The organism is Halomonas sp., assembly GCF_029263665.1.
Classification (GTDB): domain Bacteria; phylum Pseudomonadota; class Gammaproteobacteria; order Pseudomonadales; family Halomonadaceae; genus Halomonas.
On record NZ_JAJUFQ010000004.1, the window covers coordinates 132,828 to 145,446 of the forward strand.

At 57.9% G+C, this 12,619-nt stretch carries 13 protein-coding genes; 2 read left to right on the forward strand and 11 right to left on the reverse strand.

Translation table 11 applies throughout. From position 1 onward, the window contains the following. Nucleotides 1–133 precede the first annotated feature (133 nt). From Q1K07_RS05430 to Q1K07_RS05450, 5 genes are read right to left on the reverse strand one after another with little or no spacing between them, the layout of a single operon-like run. Complete coding sequence (locus Q1K07_RS05430) at nucleotides 134–1,108, reverse strand: biotin-dependent carboxyltransferase family protein (protein ID WP_300309045.1); 975 nt, start codon at nucleotides 1,106–1,108, stop codon at nucleotides 134–136. Continuing rightward, on the reverse strand, nucleotides 1,098–2,003 hold the full coding sequence (locus Q1K07_RS05435) for a carboxyltransferase domain-containing protein (protein ID WP_300309047.1): 906 nt from the start codon (nucleotides 2,001–2,003) through the stop codon (nucleotides 1,098–1,100). Before Q1K07_RS05435 ends, Q1K07_RS05430 begins: the two co-directional genes overlap by 11 nt. Then, complete coding sequence (locus Q1K07_RS05440) at nucleotides 2,000–3,406, reverse strand: acetyl-CoA carboxylase biotin carboxylase subunit (RefSeq protein WP_300309049.1); 1,407 nt, start codon at nucleotides 3,404–3,406, stop codon at nucleotides 2,000–2,002. Before Q1K07_RS05440 ends, Q1K07_RS05435 begins: the two co-directional genes overlap by 4 nt. Then, nucleotides 3,403–3,660 carry an acetyl-CoA carboxylase gene (locus tag Q1K07_RS05445; protein WP_300309051.1) on the reverse strand — a complete coding sequence of 86 codons (258 nt, stop codon included), beginning with the start codon at nucleotides 3,658–3,660 and terminating at the stop codon, nucleotides 3,403–3,405. Before Q1K07_RS05445 ends, Q1K07_RS05440 begins: the two co-directional genes overlap by 4 nt. Before the next feature lie 55 nt (nucleotides 3,661–3,715). Beyond that, on the reverse strand, nucleotides 3,716–4,474 hold the full coding sequence (locus tag Q1K07_RS05450; RefSeq protein ID WP_300309053.1) for a 5-oxoprolinase subunit PxpA: 759 nt from the start codon (nucleotides 4,472–4,474) through the stop codon (nucleotides 3,716–3,718). Nucleotides 4,475–4,599: 125 nt separating this feature from the next. Between Q1K07_RS05450 and Q1K07_RS05455 the strand changes: the two genes are divergently transcribed. Next, the gene (locus tag Q1K07_RS05455; protein ID WP_300309055.1) at nucleotides 4,600–5,505 is read left to right on the forward strand and encodes a LysR substrate-binding domain-containing protein; all 906 of its coding nucleotides are present in this window, start codon (nucleotides 4,600–4,602) and stop codon (nucleotides 5,503–5,505) included. A gap of 38 nt (nucleotides 5,506–5,543) precedes the next feature. On the opposite strand, the gene Q1K07_RS05460 is transcribed toward Q1K07_RS05455, so the two are convergent. The 6 genes from Q1K07_RS05460 to dnaX all read right to left on the reverse strand — a co-directional run bounded on the left by Q1K07_RS05460 (nucleotide 5,544) and on the right by dnaX (nucleotide 10,971). Beyond that, the gene (locus tag Q1K07_RS05460) at nucleotides 5,544–5,993 is read right to left on the reverse strand and encodes a YcgN family cysteine cluster protein (RefSeq protein WP_300309057.1); all 450 of its coding nucleotides are present in this window, start codon (nucleotides 5,991–5,993) and stop codon (nucleotides 5,544–5,546) included. Between the two features lie 61 nt (nucleotides 5,994–6,054). Then, nucleotides 6,055–6,348: a YcgL domain-containing protein gene (locus Q1K07_RS05465; protein ID WP_300309263.1), complete on the reverse strand. Its 294-nt coding sequence runs from the start codon at nucleotides 6,346–6,348 to the stop codon at nucleotides 6,055–6,057. A 134-nt stretch (nucleotides 6,349–6,482) separates the two neighbouring features. Then, entirely contained in the window at nucleotides 6,483–7,607 is a 1,125-nt protein-coding gene (gene rnd, locus Q1K07_RS05470) for a ribonuclease D (protein WP_300309059.1), read from the reverse strand. Between the two features lie 26 nt (nucleotides 7,608–7,633). Further along, the gene (gene recR, locus Q1K07_RS05475) at nucleotides 7,634–8,239 is read right to left on the reverse strand and encodes a recombination mediator RecR (protein WP_300309061.1); all 606 of its coding nucleotides are present in this window, start codon (nucleotides 8,237–8,239) and stop codon (nucleotides 7,634–7,636) included. An 83-nt stretch (nucleotides 8,240–8,322) separates the two neighbouring features. Next, nucleotides 8,323–8,649 carry a YbaB/EbfC family nucleoid-associated protein gene (locus Q1K07_RS05480; RefSeq protein ID WP_300309063.1) on the reverse strand — a complete coding sequence of 109 codons (327 nt, stop codon included), beginning with the start codon at nucleotides 8,647–8,649 and terminating at the stop codon, nucleotides 8,323–8,325. A gap of 93 nt (nucleotides 8,650–8,742) precedes the next feature. Further along, complete coding sequence (gene dnaX / locus Q1K07_RS05485; RefSeq protein WP_300309066.1) at nucleotides 8,743–10,971, reverse strand: DNA polymerase III subunit gamma/tau; 2,229 nt, start codon at nucleotides 10,969–10,971, stop codon at nucleotides 8,743–8,745. 317 nt (nucleotides 10,972–11,288) lie between these two features. On the opposite strand from dnaX, the gene Q1K07_RS05490 reads away from it, so the two are divergent. Beyond that, nucleotides 11,289–12,524 (forward strand): hypothetical protein, encoded by a 1,236-nt coding sequence (locus tag Q1K07_RS05490; RefSeq protein WP_300309068.1) that lies wholly within the window; start codon nucleotides 11,289–11,291, stop codon nucleotides 12,522–12,524. The last annotated feature ends 95 nt before the right edge of the window (nucleotides 12,525–12,619 follow it).

Sequence of the window (12,619 nt, forward strand, 5' to 3'; positions counted from 1 at the left end):
CCTGCGCCGGCAACAGACAGGCACAGGGCTTCCTCGAGAGGCCTTGCGGTCTCTCGTCCAGAACCGTTCGGGATGAAGGAATGATCGAACGGGGGACAGCTCAATGGCAGTTGCCCCCGCGTTCAGGATGGCGTCAGCCCAGCGCCTGACGCAGTGCCTCGAGCCGCTTGTAACGCTGACCGCGAGCTTCGAGCGCTTGATCCAGGCTGACCGGCACAAAACGCACCTTTTGATGGGGCTGAATCTGACCAATCAGATCCATGTCGGCGCTGATCACGGTACCGATCATCGCGTAGCCACCACCGGATACCGCATCACGATGCAGCACGATGGGTTCGCTACCACTCGGCACCTGGATGGAGCCAATGGGATAGCAGGCATCGACAATATTGGAAGGGTCATCACCAGCACCAAAAGGCGGCTCACGCTCGATGAACTCCAGTGGCGTTCCTCCCTTGAAGCGATAACCGATGCGGTCCGCTTCCGAACCCACTGACCACAGCTCGTCGTAGAAGCGTTCGCGAGCGGCCGGTGTCAAACGGTGATCATAGATACCGGGGACCACGCGCAGTTCGTATTGCTTGTGATATAGGGGTCTCAAGGACTCCGGCAGGGATCGACCGACAGCAACACAATGCTCTGCCGGCAATACCTGCAGACGGTCACCCGGTTGCAGTGGTCGACCTTCCAGGCCACCGAGACTACCCAATGCATAGGTGCTGCGGCTGCCCAGGCGTTCGGGCACATCGAAGCCCCCTTCCACCGCTAGATACAGGCGTGCCCCTGCTCGCACGAAGTCGAAACTCAGCACACTCCCCGCCGGCACCTCGATAACTTCATGATTGGGACAGACGACACCATCGATTTTCGGCACCATCTCCGCGCCACCGGTGGCGATACGCAGGGTGTCATGAAAGCGCAGTTCCGGCCCCATCAAAGCGCATTCAAGCACCGCTGCAGTCTCCGGGTTACCGAGCAGTAGATTAGCGGAGCGCATCGACATCTGGTCCATGGCGCCCGATGGCGGGATCCCCAGATGATAATGACCACTACGCCCAGCATCCTGAATGGTGGTCGCAAGTCCCGGCTTGATCACTTCAATGCTCATTGAGCACCTCCTTGACACGAGTGGCGACGCTATCGGGATCGGCAGTGAAATCATCCAGATCAAACACGAACTCGGCTGTTCGTGGCTTGAACTCACCAGCTTCCGCTGCGGCCTGCAAGGTGTCGTACTCCTTACGGCTGATCGGGCGGTGCTTGACGATATCGCCAGGCCGGAAGTAGATCATCGAGTCATCGATATGAGGCACGTTGCCAGTGGGGTCGTAGATTGGCATCGGCGTGACACCAAACATCTGGTAGCCCCCCGCCCCACGCACTGAATAGATGCAGCTGAAACAGCCACCGTAACCGACAGTCTGCTTCGGAGTATCGGTGCGCGGCCGTAGATACTTGGGTACCTGGATCTGGCGTTCGCGAGGCACCATCTGGTACATGAACGGCAAACCGGCAACAAAGCCCACCATCGACACAAACCAAGGGCTGCCACTGTGAGCCTCGATAAAGGCCTCGACATCGGCATAGCCATTGATGCGTGCAGCATACTCCAGGTCCGTGCCACTCGGATCCTGATGGCGGTCCCGGAAACGCATCAGTGTGTCATGGGTCCAGGGATCGTTATACAACACCGGTACCTCAACCACCCTCGTGGTCAGCCTCTGCACGGATTGGCTGGATACCTCGGCATCGATCGCCTCCAGCTCGGCCTGCAACTGGCTCACCGATATCTGCTGCGGATCGATGCGCACCTGATAGGATGCATTGGCCGGACAGATTTCCAGTACCCCCGGTAACGCCCTCTCCCGCAGACGACCAGTGATCGAGATCGAGCGAAAGAAAGCCTCCAGTGTCATCGATTCGCTGAGCTCGACGAACAGGAATTCATCGCCCGCAACGCTATAGCGTGCCGCAGCTCTTTCCGTAACGGATTCAGCGTTCATGATGCTTCCTCCACTGATGAGGACCGTGGTTGAGACTGAGCTTGAGAGAGCGCCTGAGATTGGGTCTCCAGCCAGACTTCCAGACTGCCGGTGTGGAAATCACCGCGCTGGATGGCAGGATCATCCAACAGGCGGCGGTGAAGGCCCGCTGTGGTGGTAAACCCTTCCAGGCAGAACTCATCCAACGCCCGAGCTGCCCGCTTCAGTGCCGCCTCACGGGTTTCATCCCAGACAATCAACTTGGCAACCATCGAGTCGTAATAGGGAGGCATGCGATAGCCTTCATAGAGCAACGAATCGATGCGAATACCGGGGCCGGTGGGCCAGATCAGCTTCTCCACTCGTCCTGGTGACGGGAAGAACCCCTTGTCGGGATCCTCGGCATTGAGGCGCATTTCCACCGCCCAACCGCGACGTTGGATATCCGCCTGCTGCAGTGACAGGCCCTGCCCCAGGGCGATACGGATCATCTCTCGAACCAGGTCGATACCGGTGATCATCTCCGTGACCGGATGCTCTACCTGAATGCGGGTATTCATCTCGATAAAGAAGAATTCACCGCTATCGTCGTCATACAGGTATTCAAGCGTGCCCGCAGCGCGGTAGCCGACGTGCTCGGCCAGTGCCACGGCAGACTCACAGAGCTGCTGACGTGCCTGCTCGGAAAGTGCCGGAGACGGCGCTTCCTCAAACACCTTCTGACGACGACGCTGCAGGGAACACTCGCGCTCGAACAGGTGCACAGCACGCTCGCCATCGGCGAGAATCTGCACCTCGATATGCCGCGCCCGCTCAATATAACGCTCCAGATAGACGCTATCGTCACCGAATGCTGCACGCGCTTCTGCCTGAGCCAGCGGCAACTGCTCACGCAATTCACTCTCGTTACGCGCAGTGCGAATACCGCGTCCACCGCCCCCCGCTGCCGCCTTGATAAGTAGTGGATAGCCAACATCACCGGCAACGCTTGTTGCCTCATCAATGCCAACCACCGGCCCGGGAGAACCCGGCACTACCGGAACACCCGCCGCCATCGCCGTGGCCCGCGCCTCTGACTTGTTGCCCATGCGTTCGATCAAGCCTGCATCCGGTCCCACGAAGACCATGCCCGCGGCCTCGACGCGCCGGGCAAATTCGGCGTTCTCCGACAGGAAGCCATAACCGGGATGTACCGCATCGGCATGACTATCTCGGGCCGCTGTGAGAATAGCGTCGATATTCAGATAGCTCTTCGCCGCCTGGGCAGGACCAATGCACACCGCTTCATCCGCCAGTTGTACAGCTAGGCTTTCAGTATCTGCCTCGCTGTGTACCACAATGCTGGTCAGCCCCAACTCGTGAGCAGCACGTACGATGCGTACAGCGATCTCGCCCCGGTTGGCAATCAGCAGTCGACCGTTCATGCACCCTCCCCACTGGTGTCGATCACCAGAATATCGTCACCGGCCTCCAACACTTGTTCATCGTCGGCGCGAACCTCTTGCACCTTGCCAGCGGCCTCGGCCTTGACCTCGACGAACTGCTTCATGACTTCCAGCAAACCGATGGTCGTGTTCACATCCACCGAGCTGCCAGGCTCGACAAAGGGGTCAGCATCCGGTGAAGGCCGACGGTAGAAGACGCCGGGAAACGGAGCTTGTTGAATATGCTGTGACATGGCATGGGTCCTTCATTCAAAAATGTTGTTATTGATGGGCAATTGGTGAGAAAGCTCACATCGTCCGCACTTCGATACCGGCTTCATCCAGGTGACGACGAATGGCCTTGAGCATATCCAGCGCTCCTGGAGAATCGCTGTGTAGGCATACTGAGTCGCAGCTCACCGCCACTCGCTTGCCATTGATGCTCTCGACGACACCCTCGGTAGCAGCCAGCAGCACCTTGGCAGCCACCTGCTCCGGATCACGTCGTGCCACCTGGCGGACAAACACAATCGAACCGTTATCGTCGTAGTCACGATCGGCATAGAACTCGTGAACCGGGCGCAAACCAGCCTGTCGAGCCACTTGGTCGAGTACTGAACCCACCAGGCAATAGATCGGCAGGTCTGTGCCTGATGCCACCAAGGCTTCACATAACTGAGACGCAAACGCCTCATCACGTGCCGCATGCATGAACAATGCGCCATGCAGCTTGAGGTGATGCAGGTTCATGCCTTCCCTATGCGCCAGCTCACGCAGCGCGCCCAGTTGATAGAGCACATCATTGACCAGCTCTTCCGGGGTGGCATTGATATGGCGGCGTCCGAAGCCGACCAGATCCCGGAACCCAGGATGAGCGCCCACGGCCACGCCATGTTTCCGGGCTTCACGCAAGCTGTGGGTCATGGTGGAAGGATCGCCGGCATGAAAACCTGTCGCGATGTTGGCCGAGCTGATCAATGCCATAATGTCGTCATCGACCCCCTCCCCGATCAGCCATGAGCCAAAGCCCTCGCCCATATCGGCATTGATGTCCAGTACCGTTGTCATTGTGAGTCTCCGTCTTTCGGTACTCACAGGTGTATCTCAGCCCTTTTATCTTTGGAATTATTCATTCTTGTTTGGCATTATCAAAAAATCCGAACACCAAGCCTAAACTCAGTGGACATCAGGTCATGGCCAGAACTCCTTCACTGCGAAAGCTACGTTATTTTGTGGCCGTTGCTGAAAGCGGCAAAGTCACCCAGGCCGCGGTCGACCTGAATGTCTCACAGTCCTCCATCACCACTGGCGTCCGGGAAATCGAGGAAGAACTGGGGGTCAAATTATTCGATCGTCAGGCTCAGGGCATGCTGCTGACCCGCGAAGGCACCCGTTTTCTGCAACAGGTTCGGCATGTGTTCCAGGCGGTGGACGAAGCCTTCGATAGCACAAGGGTGCATTCCCCCACGCTGACTGGCCGACTGGAGCTGGCCATGAGCTACACCGTGGCCGGTTACTTCCTGCCACCCTTGCTGGCTCAATTCCAACGCCGCTATCCGGGGGTCGAAGTACGCTTGCATGAGGCTTCAAGGCCGGTCATTCAATCGGGGCTGAAAAGTGGGACGTTTGATCTAGCCATCATGCTGGTCTCCAATCTAGAGCCCGACACGTCGCTGGAAACACACCTGTTGATTCGCTCGCCGAGGCGGCTATGGGTCGGAAGTCACCATCCGCTTTTGGGACATCGGCAGGTAGGCCTGGAAGATGTCGCCCAGGAGCCATACATCATGCTCAATGTCGACGAAGCTGAGCAGACAGCGCTCAAATACTGGGCTCCCAGCGGCCTGGCTCCACGCACACTGTTCAGTACATCATCGGTGGAGGCAGTGCGTAGCCTGGTGGCCAATGGCGCGGGTATCAGCATTCTTTCGGATATGGTCTACCGTCCATGGTCACTGGAAGGGCGACGTATCGAGCACATCGATCTCAGCACCCCGATTCCGACCATGGACGTGGGACTGGCCTGGGATGCTGGACGAGGCCTAACGCCCACGGCGCAGGCGTTTCATGATGCTCTGATCGAGATGATGGCGGGATAGTCGAGCCGATCTATTCATAGCTCGTAGCTCGTAGCTCGTTAATCATCGATGGGAATGATGGCGATGATATGGTCTTCGTAGTGTTCTTCCCGTACCCCATCCTGGGAGACGGCGAAAGAACGCACGCTGATACCCTTGCGATGCACACGCTCACGGTCACCGCTGATCAGGTGGTGCCAACCGGCCAGCTTGCGCCCTTCCGCCAGACGGCGATAGGCACAGGAATGCGGCAGCCACTTGAACTGCCCGACAAGCGCTGGAGTCAACTGAGTGCAATCCGGCACCTTGTTGAAACGGTTGGGATAGTCGCTGCAGCGACAAGAGCCGATGTCGAGCAATGTGCACGCCAGATTGAGAATGGCCAGGTCGCCGCTCTCTTCGTCCTGAAACTTGAGCAGGCAGCATTGGCCGCAGCCGTCGCACAGAGCCTCCCATTCCTCCGGGGTCAACTCATCGAGCGCATAGCGCTCCCAGAAACGTTCTCTCATATTACTGTCACGGAGTTGTGGTCTGCCCTTTCTACGCGAGCCTGGACCAGAAGGTGGAAATTCAATAACGCGCTTCGGTAGGAGTGCGATACAGGTCAAGCATGTAGTCTTCCTTGGCAGGAGGCATCTGCAGGTAGAAGCCCTGTTCGGCAATGGCCTCCATCACTGCGGCTCCACTGGTTCGCGCCAACGTCTTGTCAGCCGTCAGGATCATGGTCATCGCAGGAATAGCCTTGCCAAAATGTTCCAGCAACGCCTCGGGAACCTCTGTGAGGCCCTTGCGCTTGTCCACGTAGAGATACATCTCTTCCTTGCGTGAGCTCTTGTAGATCTCACACAGCAGCTTGTCTTTCATCGTTACTTTGGCCATTCAAAGCCCACTTGCACTATTGTGCCGTTTAAAAACCCATTGATTCATGATGTACAAGTGAGCCATTGGTACGAACGGACCTGGAACAGGATTTATCTCGTCGTTCTCGCCCACCGACATCACTTGAAGCTGTTCAACGCTGCATCCAGTTTCGGATTGAGCAATTCGCCACGCCAGCCCTTCAGCAACGGCAGGGGCTCAGCACGCATGTTGGCAGTGACCAACGCCTCCATCTCGCGGCGGCGAAGCAGCACCTCCGCAGCGACACCCAGAGTCTCGGACTCTGCATTGACCACCTGCTTGAGGGCTTTCATGCGCTTCTTGAACGGAGGCAGGCTTGGTGACAGGGAAGCGGTTGGCAAGTCTGCCACTTCTGTGTGGCGAGCCTGCTTGACCATGGCCAGCAACACATCCCCTTCGCGCTTGATCAGCGTTGGCTTCACCCCCTCCACTTCTGCCAGTTCAAAGCGATTTTCCGGCATCCGTTCGGCGATCGCATACAACACCCGATCGTGAACCACCCAGCCCCGGGGCAGGTTCCTCTCACGCGCTTCGCCTTCCCGCCAGGTCGTCATCAGCCGATAGGCCTCGACTTGCTGAGGCTTGAGGCGCCAGAGCTGTCGTTGGCGCAGATACCACTGGCCGTCACCCTCTTCTGTACGCTGAGATTGAGCCACCAGCTCAGCGCAATCGGCCATCACCCAGTCGAGGCGCTCAAGGCGCGACAAGGCTGCCTGCTGGTGTTTCCATACCTCGAGCAAGAACACCACGTCCATGGCGGCATAGCTCAACTGAGCATCGCTCAGCGGCCTCTCCAGCCAGTTGGAGCGCGTCTCGTCCTTGGGCAAGGTCTGCCCGATCCAGTGCTCGACCAGGCGCTGATAGCCGATAGCGGCATCTTCACCTAGCAGGCTCTGCGCCACTTGGGTATCTACCAGAGGGGTTGGCAATACTCCCGCCCAGTGCTCGAAGACTTCCAGGTCTTCACTGCTGGCATGAAGCAGCTTGATCGCACTGCCCGTCAGGAGACGACGAAAAGCATCCGTGCAATCCACTGCCAACGGATCAATCAAGTAAGCAGGGCCACCACCGCAGACCTGGATGAGGGCGGGGACAGGAAAAAAGCTCTTCTCACGGAAGAACTCGGTATCCAGGGCCAGTACAGAGGCATCATCAAGCGCCTGACAGACAGCGTCCAGTGCGTCAGGAGTATCGATCCATCGAATATCAGGGGAAACAGGCATTCAAGTGTCCAGCTGGATGAAGAATATCACTCACCGAGAAACGGCAAGCGACCAGAGAAGGCGCGACTCAGGGTACCGCCATCGACGTACTCAAGTTCACCGCCCATGGGAACACCATAGGCCAATCGCGACAGGCGCGCGCCATGGCGCTGGATCTGAGCGGCGATGTAGTGGGCAGTGGCTTCACCTTCCACAGTAGGATTGGTGGCCAGCACAACCTCCTGCACCTGCCCCTCTTCCATCAAGGCATCCAGTTGATCGAGACCGATATCCTCGGGGCCAATACCATCGAGCGGCGAAAGGTGTCCATGCAGGACGAAGTAACGGCCCTGATAACCACCAGCGTCTTCGATCGCCAGCATGTCTGCCGGTGACTCGACGACACAGAGCAGGCTGTCATCACGACGGGGGCTTTGACATAGGCCGCATAACGGCTCTTCGGTCAACGTTCGGCAACGCTGACAGTAGCCCACGCGCTCCACCGCTTCTCGCATCACTGCTGCCAGGCGCTCGCCACCTTCCCGATTACGCTCCAGCAAGTGCATGGCCATGCGTTGAGCGGTCTTGGGGCCCACGCCAGGAAGCACACGCAGTGCTTCCATCAATTGCTCGACAAGAGGGGAAAAGCTCATCCGATTCTCAGTGTCCGATTACAGGGCCCTGGGTGACTTAGGGTGTAGGTGACCAGGATGCAGGTCCGGGAAAATATTTTGCCTCAGAAAGGCATCTTGAAACCCGGCGGCAGATTCAGGCCGGCTGTCGCTTCTTCCATCTTCTCTCGAGAGTTCTGTTCTACCTTGCGCACAGCGTCATTGACCGCTGCGGCCAGCAAGTCTTCCAGCAGTTCCTTGTCTTCTTCCATGATGCTGGGATCGATTTCGACGCGGCTGACATCATGGCGACCATTCATGGTCACCTTGACCATGCCGGCACCGGCCTCGCCCAGGACTTCAGACTTGGCAATCTCTTCCTGGATCTGCTGCATCTTGGTCTGCATTTCCTGGGCCTGCTTCATCAGGTTGCCCATTCCGCCCTTGAACATGGTGCTGTCCTCTTTCCGATGGGGTCTAACGACCGGCCCATGCCAGCCGTTGTGTATTCATTTCAGACAATGCTGTTGTGAAATAATGCTATCTCAGCGCTCGTTTTCCGGTTCTAGGGGCTTTACCGTGGATTCCACCAGGCGGGCACCGAAGGTCTGTTGCATTTGCTGGATATGGGGGTCTTGCTTCAAGGACTCAACCGCCTGAGCATGACGTTCTGCTGCAAGGCGTTCGGCCATCTGGCGTGGCGTTTCCACGTTACCGGGAAGCTCACAGACCTCTATATCCAGGCGCCGTGGATAACCTGCGGCTTCCAGAGCATCGCGAATCCGCGTGATGTGGACTTCCGCATTCATCGCCGCCTGCGATGGATCCAGCAACATTTGTACGCTTTGCCCATCATCTTCGCCTACCACACAGTGGGCCGCCAGGTTACGCGTCAGTCCGGAAAGTCCCAGTGTGTCGAAGGAAGCCAGCCATATGGCATGGTTCAAGCGGCCTTCGACCCCATCCACCACGCCAGCCCTTGATTCGGAAGCGCGACTGTCATCAATGGCTGGCGTGGCATCAGCGACCGTATCCACGGCAGCACTGGGTTCGACAATAGACGCAACAACAGGCTCAACGACAGTCTCGGCCGGCGCGTCAGTGACATCACTCGACACTGCGGGATCCAGGTTTGGTGTATTCGAGACGTCTGGCGAAGCAACATTTGCCGAATCAGCCGCCGCCACATCCTCAGGCTCCTGCGCATTGTCCGGCACAGTCTCTTCCCAGGGAGGAAGCTCTACGGTGGCTGGCTTGTCGGAATCTGGTCCATTGAATCTTGGCTCACCAGAGACCGGTTGCGCGAGTTCTGGCGATGATGGTTCTGGTAACGGCTGCGGCATGGGCGACGGCTCATGCGCCAGTGCCTGGGCTGGAGCTGTAACGGTATTTTCTGCGCTGGATGCCTCGGTCTCGCACATCTCAGCGCCTGGAGTAGGGTCCTCCGTAGCGCCGTCCTCCCAGGGCGGAGGTTCGCTACGCGGTGTAGCCTCTGGCGGCGGCTCGGGTACAGAGTCCTCAACAGCTGTTCCGGTAGAGTCTTCAACCGCTGTTCCGGTAGAGCCTGCGCCTTCAACTGCGGCTTGGGTAGAAGGCTGCTCGATACTACCCTGCCCCTGTTGTTCGGGTGCTGCGCGCAGCGGCAGAGGCGTTCGTGCAGGCTTGGGAACACCCTGCGGGCGAAACGCCAACATCCGCAACAAGGTCATTTCCAATGCGGTGCGCAGATCCGGCGCATGCGCCATATCCGCTCGTCCCTGGACACCAATCTGGTAATACAGCTGGATGTCTTCGGCAGTGAAACGAGCAGACAAGGCAAGCAATGTTTCCCTGTCACCATGACCGTTATCCAGGGCCTGGGGCACCATCTGGCCAATCGCCAGGCGGTGCAGTATCGCAGTGAGGTCATCCAGAACGGCAGCAAAGTCCGGACCCTGTTCCGCCAGCTTGGCGACTTCCTGCAGCACTCGGGCGGCATCCACATCGGACAAGGCCTCCACCAGCGCCAGTACATGCCGATGATCAAGCGTACCCAGCATGGCCGCCACATCCGCGTGGCGCACTTCGCCCTGGCCAAAAGCAATGGATTGATCCGTCAGGCTCATTGCATCGCGCATGGAACCTGCCGCTGCCTTGCCCAGCAACCACAAGGCAGACTCCTCGAACGGCACATTCTCAGCTTCCAGCACCTTGGACAGGTGTCCCACGATGCGCTCGGGCGGCATATGCTTGAGGGTGAACTGCAGACAGCGTGATAACACCGTCGCAGGCAGCTTCTGGGGATCGGTGGTTGCCAGCAGGAACTTTACATGAGGAGGCGGCTCTTCCAATGTCTTCAATAGAGCGTTGAAACTACTGGTGGAGAGCATGTGCACCTCATCGATGAGGTACACCTTGTAGCGTCCCTGAGTCGGCGCGTACTGGACATTGTCGAGCAGCTCACGGGTATCTTCGACCTTGGTACGAGATGCCGCATCGACTTCGATCAGGTCGACGAAGCGGCCCTGATCAATGGATACGCAAGCATCACAGGTACCACAAGGGTTCGAGGTAATGCCCTCATCCCCATGGCCTCCCGCAGTGCAGTTCAAGCACTTGGCCAGAATCCGCGCCAGCGTGGTCTTGCCTACTCCCCGGGTTCCAGTGAACAGGTAAGCATGATGCAGACGTCCCTGGTCCAGAGCATTGACCAGGGCACGTTGAACATGCTCTTGCCCAACCAGCTCATGGAAGGTGCGCGGCCGCCACTTGCGGGCCAGGACCTGATAACTCATGGAACGAATTTTCCTTACTGCTGGAGTTGGGACGGTTGACCTGTCAGCACCGCCTCATCGAATGAATCCCGTTCGCCACAATAACGCCTCACACTAGCACTACACAGGCATACTGCGACATTAGCGCGACCTTAACGAGGCCTTAAACACTACGGCACAGCCCGCCGGTGTTTCGCGATGATCGGTGCTGGAGTCTTGGGGTAACATTCTACCGGGCAGCGCCAATAGCGCAAAGCCAAGTCGCCAGAGCATCAATCGGCGCGTTTGCCTGGCTTCCATCTTCTTGTCACCAAATATGCCAAATTGGATGTTCTTCTATGCCAGCACCCTCGTCTCCTGCACCCTCTCATCATAGCCAGCATCATCGCAGAATCCTGATCAAGGCTCTGTTTTCGCTTCTGCTGGTACTGATCGCCGCCATCTCCTGGTGGGACGCCGTCGACCATACTGCCCAACGCCATGTAGAAAGCGCCACCACTCAAGCTCTGGTCGCCTACGCAGCAGCACGAGGACTGAACGCAGGAATTTCCGTACTGCAGTCATCCGAGGTCGGCCTATCCCTCGGTGCAGGCGTCTCGACAAGACCTTTCGAGATACTCGATCCGTTCAATGATCTGGTGGAGCACTATGCCGACATCATGATGCTGGCCATCGGCTCCCTCGTCGGCCAGAACCTGCTCCTCGAAATTTCCGCAACTCCCTTTTTCAAGGCCACCTTGAGCATCACTGCCCTACTTCTACTCATTAGTGTATGGCTGCATCCCCGCAGCGCACGCTGGTGCTGGAAACTTTTTGTGCTGGTCTGCCTGCCTCGTTTTCTGGTGCTGATTACCCTGCTGCTCAACACTCTGGTGTCACAGGCCTTTCTTGATGAGCCCACCGAACGCAACATGGCCCAAGTCAATATCCTGGCTGAAGAAGTCCAGACGAGTGCTGCAGCGCCCACCAGCGACCACCTCACCGCCAAGGAGCGAGAAAGCCTGGAGGACGAGATAGCCCAACTGACAACCCAGCGCCGGGAAGTGCGCGATGCCCTGGTAGAAACCAACCAGCGCCTCGCAGTGGCCAGAAATCTGGTGACTCAGAGTCGCGGCCGTATTGCCATGATCAAGGCCGACATGAGCCTCTCCGACCTTCTCAACCCCTTCCATACCGAGCCTCGGCTGGAAGAACTCGAGGCACGTCTCGCCCGGCAAAGCGAAGACCTGAAGACAGCAACGGAGGAACACCAGGTACAACTGGCGGAACTCGCCCGTATCGACAAGCAACGCGAAAGTGTTCGCCGTCACCTGGCGGGAGAGAATCAAGGCTTTATCGACCGCCTCGGCGACAAGCTGTCGACACTGTCCAGTACCATCGACACCGAAGCTATCCAGGCACGAATAGAGTCTGGTACCAGCGCAGTCCTTCACCTGATGGCTCTCTTCGTGTTTCAAACCCTGATCTTTCCGCTGGGCATCCTGTGGCTGACCATCAAGCTGTTCCGGGCTCTGTTCTCGGCACATCCACAAGCCCTCGCCCTACCGCAGCAGCCGGAAACAGTGACGAGGTAAACTTAGAGTCATCTCACAATAATGAACCAGGAGCCCTTCATATGACGAGGCACAAAACACTGCATGTCCCGTGTTTCTAAAAATAAAAGGACATG

Excerpts from the sequence above, each read along its gene's own strand:
- Q1K07_RS05430 (WP_300309045.1), bottom strand. The coding sequence starts at position 1,108 with ATGAGCATTGAAGTGATCAAGCCGGGACTTGCGACCACCATTCAGGAT.
- Q1K07_RS05435 (WP_300309047.1), bottom strand. The coding sequence starts at position 2,003 with ATGAACGCTGAATCCGTTACGGAAAGAGCTGCGGCACGCTATAGCGTT.
- Q1K07_RS05440 (WP_300309049.1), bottom strand. The coding sequence starts at position 3,406 with ATGAACGGTCGACTGCTGATTGCCAACCGGGGCGAGATCGCTGTACGC.
- Q1K07_RS05445 (WP_300309051.1), bottom strand. The coding sequence starts at position 3,660 with ATGTCACAGCATATTCAACAAGCTCCGTTTCCCGGCGTCTTCTACCGT.
- Q1K07_RS05450 (WP_300309053.1), bottom strand. The coding sequence starts at position 4,474 with ATGACAACGGTACTGGACATCAATGCCGATATGGGCGAGGGCTTTGGC.
- Q1K07_RS05455 (WP_300309055.1), top strand. The coding sequence starts at position 4,600 with ATGGCCAGAACTCCTTCACTGCGAAAGCTACGTTATTTTGTGGCCGTT.
- Q1K07_RS05460 (WP_300309057.1), bottom strand. The coding sequence starts at position 5,993 with ATGAGAGAACGTTTCTGGGAGCGCTATGCGCTCGATGAGTTGACCCCG.
- Q1K07_RS05465 (WP_300309263.1), bottom strand. The coding sequence starts at position 6,348 with ATGAAAGACAAGCTGCTGTGTGAGATCTACAAGAGCTCACGCAAGGAA.
- rnd (WP_300309059.1), bottom strand. The coding sequence starts at position 7,607 with ATGCCTGTTTCCCCTGATATTCGATGGATCGATACTCCTGACGCACTG.
- recR (WP_300309061.1), bottom strand. The coding sequence starts at position 8,239 with ATGAGCTTTTCCCCTCTTGTCGAGCAATTGATGGAAGCACTGCGTGTG.
- Q1K07_RS05480 (WP_300309063.1), bottom strand. The coding sequence starts at position 8,649 with ATGTTCAAGGGCGGAATGGGCAACCTGATGAAGCAGGCCCAGGAAATG.
- dnaX (WP_300309066.1), bottom strand. The coding sequence starts at position 10,971 with ATGAGTTATCAGGTCCTGGCCCGCAAGTGGCGGCCGCGCACCTTCCAT.
- Q1K07_RS05490 (WP_300309068.1), top strand. The coding sequence starts at position 11,289 with ATGCCAGCACCCTCGTCTCCTGCACCCTCTCATCATAGCCAGCATCAT.